Origin of the sequence: Mycobacterium sp., from assembly GCF_032162605.1 — a bacterium.
Taxonomy (GTDB): domain Bacteria; phylum Actinomycetota; class Actinomycetes; order Mycobacteriales; family Mycobacteriaceae; genus Mycobacterium.
In genome coordinates this window covers 1-7,717 of sequence record NZ_JAVROT010000634.1, presented here as the reverse complement: position 1 = coordinate 7,717, position 7,717 = coordinate 1, and the positions used below count along the sequence as shown (strand labels likewise).

General features: G+C 67.7%; 8 protein-coding genes and 3 pseudogenes. 6 read left to right on the top strand and 5 right to left on the bottom strand.

The genetic code is table 11. The features are described 5' to 3' along the window. The 4 genes from QOI01_RS36160 to QOI01_RS36145 form a co-directional block, all read right to left on the bottom strand. Positions 1 to 593 (bottom strand): N-acetylmuramoyl-L-alanine amidase (locus QOI01_RS36160; protein WP_526389061.1); only part of this gene is annotated, 593 nt, incomplete at its 3' end. A gap of 9 nt (positions 594 to 602) precedes the next feature. Continuing rightward, a complete protein-coding gene (puuE, locus tag QOI01_RS36155) occupies positions 603 to 1,538 on the bottom strand; it encodes an allantoinase PuuE (protein WP_526389059.1) in 936 nt (311 codons plus the stop codon). Between the two features lie 20 nt (positions 1,539 to 1,558). Beyond that, complete coding sequence (locus tag QOI01_RS36150) at positions 1,559 to 1,999, bottom strand: LLM class flavin-dependent oxidoreductase (RefSeq protein WP_526389057.1); 441 nt, start codon at positions 1,997 to 1,999, stop codon at positions 1,559 to 1,561. Then, on the bottom strand, positions 1,957 to 2,160 hold the full coding sequence (locus tag QOI01_RS36145) for a hypothetical protein (protein ID WP_526389055.1): 204 nt from the start codon (positions 2,158 to 2,160) through the stop codon (positions 1,957 to 1,959). Before QOI01_RS36145 ends, QOI01_RS36150 begins: the two co-directional genes overlap by 43 nt. A gap of 59 nt (positions 2,161 to 2,219) precedes the next feature. Between QOI01_RS36145 and QOI01_RS36140 the strand changes: the two genes are divergently transcribed. The 4 genes and pseudogenes from QOI01_RS36140 to QOI01_RS36125 form a co-directional block, all read left to right on the top strand. After that, complete coding sequence (locus QOI01_RS36140) at positions 2,220 to 3,512, top strand: cryptochrome/photolyase family protein (RefSeq protein ID WP_526389054.1); 1,293 nt, start codon at positions 2,220 to 2,222, stop codon at positions 3,510 to 3,512. 73 nt (positions 3,513 to 3,585) lie between these two features. After that, positions 3,586 to 3,840: a DUF2631 domain-containing protein gene (locus QOI01_RS36135; RefSeq protein WP_526389052.1), complete on the top strand. Its 255-nt coding sequence runs from the start codon at positions 3,586 to 3,588 to the stop codon at positions 3,838 to 3,840. A 92-nt stretch (positions 3,841 to 3,932) separates the two neighbouring features. Beyond that, positions 3,933 to 4,568 (top strand): DUF427 domain-containing protein, encoded by a 636-nt coding sequence (locus QOI01_RS36130; protein ID WP_526389050.1) that lies wholly within the window; start codon positions 3,933 to 3,935, stop codon positions 4,566 to 4,568. A gap of 44 nt (positions 4,569 to 4,612) precedes the next feature. After that, positions 4,613 to 5,107 (top strand): annotated as a pseudogene (locus tag QOI01_RS36125) (alpha/beta hydrolase domain-containing protein); the annotation flags it as partial. Here QOI01_RS36125 and QOI01_RS36120 read toward each other — a convergent pair. Continuing rightward, positions 5,103 to 5,723, bottom strand: a pseudogene (locus tag QOI01_RS36120) (CaiB/BaiF CoA transferase family protein); the annotation flags it as partial. The pseudogenes QOI01_RS36125 and QOI01_RS36120 sit on opposite strands and share 5 nt — an antisense overlap. A 125-nt stretch (positions 5,724 to 5,848) precedes the next feature. Here QOI01_RS36120 and QOI01_RS36115 point away from each other — a divergent pair. Together QOI01_RS36115 and QOI01_RS36110 are read left to right on the top strand one after the other, a co-directional pair. After that, positions 5,849 to 6,394: a TetR/AcrR family transcriptional regulator gene (locus QOI01_RS36115; protein ID WP_526389048.1), complete on the top strand. Its 546-nt coding sequence runs from the start codon at positions 5,849 to 5,851 to the stop codon at positions 6,392 to 6,394. Between the two features lie 72 nt (positions 6,395 to 6,466). Then, positions 6,467 to 7,679, top strand: a pseudogene (locus QOI01_RS36110) (aldehyde dehydrogenase family protein). Positions 7,680 to 7,717: the final 38 nt, after the last annotated feature.

Genomic DNA, 7,717 nt, shown 5'->3' with positions numbered 1-7,717 from the left:
GCGAGGTTGAGGCCGGCCAGGTCCGAACGCCCGTACAGGCCGTCGGAACCGACGTACGTCGACTCCGTCAGGCCAGAAGAGACGAGCGTGTCGCGCATCGTCTTCGCCAACGCAATCGACGGTCCCGATTGGGCGTCGTCGAGCGGCGGGGCGGAGTAGTTGACATGGAAGCCGTGGCCGGATGCGGGTCCGCCGTCACCGTGGATGCTGACGATCGCGTCGGGGTGCTGGGCATTCGCGGCGGCCGCGCGGGCATCCACGCACGGCGCCGGGCCGCTGTCGTCGGCGCGGGACAGCACGGTCTGGGCGCCCATCGCGTTGAGCGCGTTCTGGACGAGCAGCGCGACGTCCCACGTGAACGTGTGCTCGGGGAAACCTGCATCAGTGGCGGTTCCCGTGGTCTGGCAGTCCTTGGTCCCGCCGCGGCCGTTGGGCACCTGGCGACCCAGCGGTCCGTCGGCAGCGGCACCGTGGCCCGGATCGAGGACGATCATCTTGCCTGCGAGATCGGCGGCGTGGGCCTGCGGTGCCGGTCCGACCACCAACTCCGCGCCGACCAGCAGCAGGGCGGCCATCAGCACCGGTGCTCGCATCGCCCAACGCTAACAAAGCCCGCCGGTGGTCCGCGGCGGGAAATTCTGCGCCCAGTGCCGGGCGATGTCGACTCTGCGCGTGATCCACACCTTGTCGTGGGACTGCGCGTAGTCGAGGAACCGCCCGAGAGCCGCGATGCGTGCGGGACGCCCGACGAGGCGGCAGTGCAAGCCGATCGACAACATCTTCGGAGCCCCCGCCTCGCCCTCGGCGTACAGCACGTCGAACGCGTCACGCAGGTAGGTGAAGAAGTCGGTCCCGCTGGGGAATCCGCTGGGCGACACGTACTTCATGTCGTTGGTGTCGAGGGTGTACGGAACGACGAGGTGATCCTTGCCGTCCACCCGGGTCCAGTAGGGCAAGTCGTCGGCGTAGGAGTCGGAGTCGTAGAGGAAGCCGCCGTGCTCGACCACCAGTCGGCGCGTCCGCGGCGAGTCCCGGCCCGTGTACCAGCCCAGCGGCGCCGTGCCGGTCAGCTCCGTCATCAGGCGGACCGCGGCGGCCAGGTGCTCGCGCTCGGTGTCCTCGTCGATGAGTTGATAGCTCAGCCAGCGCAGACCGTGGCAGGCGATCTCGTCGTCCCTGGCCTGGAACGCGGCGAGCGCCTCTGGGTTGCGCGCGAGAGCCGTGGCGACGCCGAAGATCGTGAGCGGTAGCTGACGCTCGTCGAACATCCGCAGCACCCGCCAAAGCCCCGCCCGGGAGCCGTACTCGTACAGCGACTCCATGCTCATGTGTCGGTTCGGGAAGGGCTGTGCGCCAACGATTTCGGAGAGGAACGTCTCGGACGACTCGTCACCGTGCAGGACGTTGTTCTCCCCGCCCTCCTCGTAGTTCAGGACGAACTGCATGGCGATGTTGGCGCCGCCGGGCCAGCCCGGATCGGGCGGGTGCGGGCCGTATCCCACCATGTCGCGTGGGTAATCGTCGGTGATCGGCGTCATGGTGGGATTGTGACAGTGGACTAGCGCAGTTTCGCGATGACGGTCTCGGCGAAGCGCTCGATGGGCCCGCGGAACTGCGCGACCTGCCCTGATTCCCCTTCGGCCGTCCCCATCCACGGTGCGCACACCACCGCCGTGACGCCGAGATCCTCGGCCCGCTCTTGGACGCGCCGAGCGCGGAGCTCTACGAGCCGCGAGCATGATCTCGAACGGTTCGTCGCCCCGCCCGCACTCGCGGCGCAGGCCCGAAGGCGCTCGAGGTATGGCACTGCGTCGTTCCAGGTGCAGGCGGTGCCCACCCAGCCGCCCTGCCACAACGCCCGCAGCGCAGGGATCATCTCGTCGAGCCGCTTTCCGCGATTGCCGAACGATTGCCCCAGCAGCTCGAACTCCTCGCGCATCCAGCCCGCCCCGACCGTCAGTGCCACTCGGCCCTCGGAGATGCCGTCTCCGGCGGCCACGGCGGGGCATCCGCGCCGGACGGGTACGGCGACGTCAACGTCCGTGGGTAGATCAGGTGATCGGCGCAGATCATGCCGTCGAAGCCGGTTTCGTCGAGCATTCGCGTGACCGCAAGGGCGTCGGAGGTGGTCATGAACGCCGTGCCCGACCAGAACTGCATCGCACCAGCCTGCTCCACGACGGCGTTTTTCCAGGGCGGAATCCGGGCAAGCTCAGGCCATGCCCTCGCTGCTGTGGTTCCGTCGCGACCTGCGCCTGCACGACCTACCGCCGATCCTCGACGCCGCTCGAGAAGATCGGGACGTGCTCGCCTGCTACGTCCTCGATCCACGGTTGCGGGCGACCGCAGGCCCACGGCGGCTGAAGTACCTGTATGACTCGCTCCGGGAGCTCCGCGACGGGCTCGACGGGCGACTGTTGGTCACCCAGGGCCGTCCAGAGTCCCGAATCCCCGCTCTGGTCAAGGAGATCCGCGCGACCGCGGTGCACGTCTCCGCTGACTTCTCTCCGTTCGGGATGCGTCGCGACGCTGCGGTCCGCGGGGCGCTCGCCGACGTGCCGCTCGAGGAGTCCGGTTCGCCCTACCTGGTGTCCCCCGGCCGGGTGACCAAGGGCGACGGCACGCCCTACAAGGTGTTCACGCCGTTCTACGCGGCGTGGCGGGAACACGGCTGGCGCACACCCGCCAAGACCGGCGCGAAGTCGGCACGCTGGATCGACCCCACCGACGTGAGCGGCGGCGTCGACGTCCCGACGGGCGACGCCGAACTCGACCACGCCGCCGGTGAAGCCGCGGCCCGCAAGGAGTGGAAGAAGTTCGTCGACTCGACCCTGAGCGACTACTCCGACGACCGAAACCGGCCCGACCGCGACGGCACCAGCCGGATGTCAGCGCACCTCAAGTTCGGCACCATCCACCCGCGCACCATGGCTGCCGATCTCGGCAGCGGCAAGGGCGCGCAGGCCTATCTGCGGGAATTGGCCTTCCGCGACTTCTACGCCTCGGTTCTGCACGCCTGGCCGGACAGCGTGTGGTGGAACTGGAACAAGTCCTTCGACCGCATCGCGGTGGACGAGGACCGCGACGCCGAGATGCGGTTCCAGGCGTGGAAGGCGGGCGCGACGGGCTTCCCGATCGTCGACGCGGGTATGCGCCAACTCGCCGAGACCGGCTTCATGCACAACCGGGTGCGGATGATCGCCGCGTCGTTCCTCGTCAAGGATCTGCACCTGCCGTGGCAGTGGGGTGCGCGGTGGTTCCTCGAGCAGTTGACCGACGGCGACATGGCCAGCAACCAGCACGGCTGGCAGTGGGTCGCTGGGTGCGGGACCGATGCCGCGCCGTACTTCCGGGTGTTCAACCCGACGACGCAGGGCAACGCGTTCGATCCCGACGGCGCCTACGTCAAGCGCTGGGTGCCCGAGGTCGGCGGCGGGGACTATCCGGAGCCGATGCTCGACCACGCCGCCGAACGCGTCGAGGCGCTGCGCCGCTACGAGGCCATCCGCTGAATACGACGCCGTGTCGTATGCCAGAATGGGCTCTGTTCACTGGGACGTTGATTGGGACCCTTGAGGAGCAGCCGTGGCGAACACCGAGGTCGAACGACACACCGGCGTTGACGTCGAAGACGTGCCGTCGGCGAATTGGGGATGGTCGAAGGATAACCACCGCGCCATCCAGATCGGCGGCATCCTGGCGGGCTTGTTCATGCTGGCCATGCTGAGGGGCAACCACGTCGGTCACGTCGAGGACATCTTCCTCATCGTGTTCGCGCTGACGATCTTCGGCATCGTGTTCCGCGACTGGTGGCTGCGTCACCGCGGTTGGACCCGCTAGGCCCGATGGGTCGGCCCCCGAGGCCACGGTCTCGTCGGGGCTCGACGTGACTTCGACGTGACAAAGGGGCGAATTGTTGTAAACCTGGAGTGATGAGTCTCGTCGCGGGCCGCGGTCCCCTCAGTGTCGATCCGGTCGGTTGGTTCTCGACTCCGCTACCCGCCGACGTGTACCTCGAACCGCACGCCCGTCGCATCCAGGCGGTGCTGAACGGACGTACCGTCATCGACACCGAGCACGCGCTCGTGGTGCATCGCCGCGACCACGCGCTCAGCTATGCGTTTCCTGCCGACGAGGTCGCAGCGCTCCCTGGTGACGCGGTGCCCGAGGCGCCGGGTTACGTCCACGTGCCGTGGAACGCCGTCGACACGTGGTTCGAGGAGGGACGCAAGCTCGTCCACTACCCGCCCAACCCATACCACCGCGTCGACTGCCGACCGACGATCCGCCTCCTGCGCGTCACGGTCGGCGGCGTTGCACTGGTCGACACCACCGACACCGTGATCGTCTTCGAAACATCACTCGCTCCACGGCTTTACGTCGACCCATCTATGGTCCGTACCGACCTGCTACGGCAATCCGAGTCGACGAGCTACTGCAACTACAAGGGCGATGCCATCTACTGGTCGGCCGCGGTCGGTGACGCCGTCCACGAGGACGTTGCATGGAGTTACCAGGACACCCCGCCCGAAACCCTTCCCATCCGCGGATGCCTCACCTTCGACTAGACCCGCGCAGAGGTGATCGCCGAGCTCCCGGTCGGCGTGACGAAATGACGGGTCCGGTCGTCACGGCCGTACCCGGCAAGCCCAACCTGCTGCTCGGCAGTTACGACGTCGCAGCACTGGGCTACCGGGCCGAGGAGTTCTTCATCGCCGGAACGGCCACGTCCTACGCCGCGACCGACGACCTGGACACCGACGGGCGGTGGCGTGTCGCGCCGGCCCGCGACGCGGACTACACCACCCGGATCGTGGTCCTGACGCCGGAGCACGTGTCGGCCTTCAACGGAACGGTTCTGGTGGAGTGGCTCAACGTCTCCGGCGGCATCGACGCGCCCGCGGTGTGGTTCATGGCCCATCGCGAGATGCTGCGCGAGGGATACGCCTACGTCGCGGTCTCGGCGCAGGAGGTGGGCGTGCAGGGCGGCGACAGCCCCGGGGGTTTCGACATGTCGCTGAAGACCCTGGACCCGGTGCGCTACGCACCTCTGCGTCACCCCGGGGACGCCTTCTCCTACGACGTGTTCTCTCAGATCGGTCGGCTCCCTGGCGGTAGAGCGACGTCGTGACGAGCTGGCCGGATCCGGAGTTCTGGCGCGCCACCAGGGCGGCGCAGACCGCGCCCGCGAGCGTCATGGCGATGGAGTGGTCACCCATTCCGCCGCGCTGGAACGGCGGTGTGTATCCCGGACGGGTGAGCAGGTCGGCCAGTCCGGACCGGGCCCAGAACGCGGCGACGTCGTAGGCCGCGCGGTCGGCGTCCGGTCCCGCCATGCCATACCCGGTGATGAGGCCATAGACCAGTTGCGGATTGCGCCGGGTCACCGCCTCGAAATCGAGGCCGAGACGCTGCAGTGCGCCGGGCCGGACGTTGGTCACGAACACGTCGGCACCGGCCAGCAACTCGAATGCGACCCGCTGCCCTTCGGCGGTGGTCAGGTCCAGCACGATGCTGCGCTTGGAGCGGTTGTCCATTTCGAACGGCGGGTTCTCCCCCGACTCGATCTGCAACATTCGCCCGAACATGCGGGCCGGGTCTCCCGACGGAGGCTCGATCTTGACGACGTCGGCACCCCAGTCGGCGAGTATCCCTCCGGCGGCGGACGCCGCGACCCAGACTCCGAGTTCGACGACCTTGATCCCTGCCAGCGGTCCAGCCACGCAAACCTCCCCTCGGCAAGCGCGTGATTGCGCAGTTGGCCGCGGTGGCGGCACCTGGGTACCTTACGATCAGCAGTGAATCTGCAACGTTCTCCGGATCCGAGGGCTTGGAAGTGAATGAACCGATGACCGCGGAGCGCGCCGTCCCAGAGGTCGGTGACGACACCTCGACCCGGACCCGGATCCTGGCCGCCACCAACGAGGTTCTTGCGCGCAGCGGCCAGGCCAAGCTCAGCCTCTCCGAGGTCGCGGCGCAGGCCGGGGTCTCTCGTCCCACGCTGTACCGCTGGTTTGCCTCCAAGGGCGAGCTCCTCGCTGCGTTCGGCCGCTACGAGCGCGAGATGTTCGATTCGGGAACCAACCGGGCCACGGCAGGCCTTCGCGGCAATGAGAAGCTCGACGCCGCGTTGCGCTTCATCGTCTCCTACCAGCAGTCCTACTCGGGTGTCCGGTTGGTCGACATCGAGCCCGAGGTCGTGATCGCGCAGTTGGCGAACATCATCCCGCAGATGCGCGCCCGCCTGGAGAGGCTGTTGTCCGGGCCCAACGCTGGGGTCAAGGCGGCGACCGCGGTCCGGGTCGCGGTATCGCACTACATCGTGCGCAGCGATGACGACGACCAGTTCCTGGCGCAGCTCCGCCACGCCGTAGGGATCAAGCCGCCTGACTGACGATCGGCTCTCTTGTCGTACTGATCGGCCCAACGCCCTGACATCTCGCCGATAGTTTGTAAAGCTAGCTAGATGACTAGCGTGCAGAGCGATGCGGGTGTTCTGGCCGGCGACGAGCGGATGTTGATCGACGGCGAGCTTCAATACACGGGCAGCGGTGCGACGTTCGACGTCATCCATTCGGCCACTGAACAGGTCGCCGGGCAGGCCACCGATGGCACGGTCGAGGACGTGGCGCGTGCAGTGGGGGCGGCGCGCCGCGCCTTCGACGAAACCGACTGGTCGCGCGACGTCGAGTTCCGCTTCCATTGCCTGACGCAGTTGCACGACGCGTTGGAGCGCAACAAGGAACACCGTGGTGCTCAAACCCGCGCAGCTCACCCCGTGGTCGGGCAGCGAGTACGGCCGGATCGTTGCCGAGGAGACCGACATCCCGGCGGGCGTCTTCAACGTCGTCGTCTCAAACGCCAACGACGTCGGCGCCGCCCTGTCGGCGGACGCGCGCGTGGACATGATCACGTTCACGGGATCCACTGCGACGGGTCGGGCGATCCTGGCCGCGGGCGCGGCCACGGTGAAGAAGACGCTGCTCGAGCTCGGCGGCAAATCCGCCCACATCGTGCTCGACGACGCCGACTTCAACTCCGCCCTGCCGTTGGCCGCGATGATGGCCTGCGTCATGTCGGGCCAGTCGTGCATCCTGCCCAGCCGAATCCTGTTGCCCCGCAGCCGCTACGACGAGGGCATCGAGCTGCTCAAGACCAGCATGGAGAACTTCCCGGTCGGCGACCCCTGGACGCCTGGCAACATGCAGGGCCCCCAGATCAGCGAAACCCAACGCCAGAAGGTCCTCGGCCTCGTCAAATCCGGCATCGAATCGGGTGCGCGTCTGGTCACCGGCGGCGGCATCCCCGAGAACCTGGCGAAAGGCTACTACGTCCAGCCCACCTTGCTGGCGGACGTGGACCCGAACTCCCAGATCTCGCAGGAGGAGATCTTCGGTCCAGTGCTGACCGTCACGCCGTACGACACAGACGACGACGCCGTCGCGATCGCCAACAACTCCATCTACGGATTGTCCGGCGAGGTGTCCTCTGGCGATGTCGACCGGGCCATGGCCGTCGCCAGGCGGATGCGCACCGGCAACGTCACCATCAATGGCAAGTCCCACTTCGGCATCACCAGCCCGTTCGGCGGCACCAAGCAGAGCGGGCTCGGCCGCCGCAACGGCGAGCACGGCTTCCTCGAGTACCTCGAGGTCAAGACCATCGGAATGCCCGTCTGAGGTCAGCCCCTGGCGGGCAGTGACACCGAGTCGGCTTC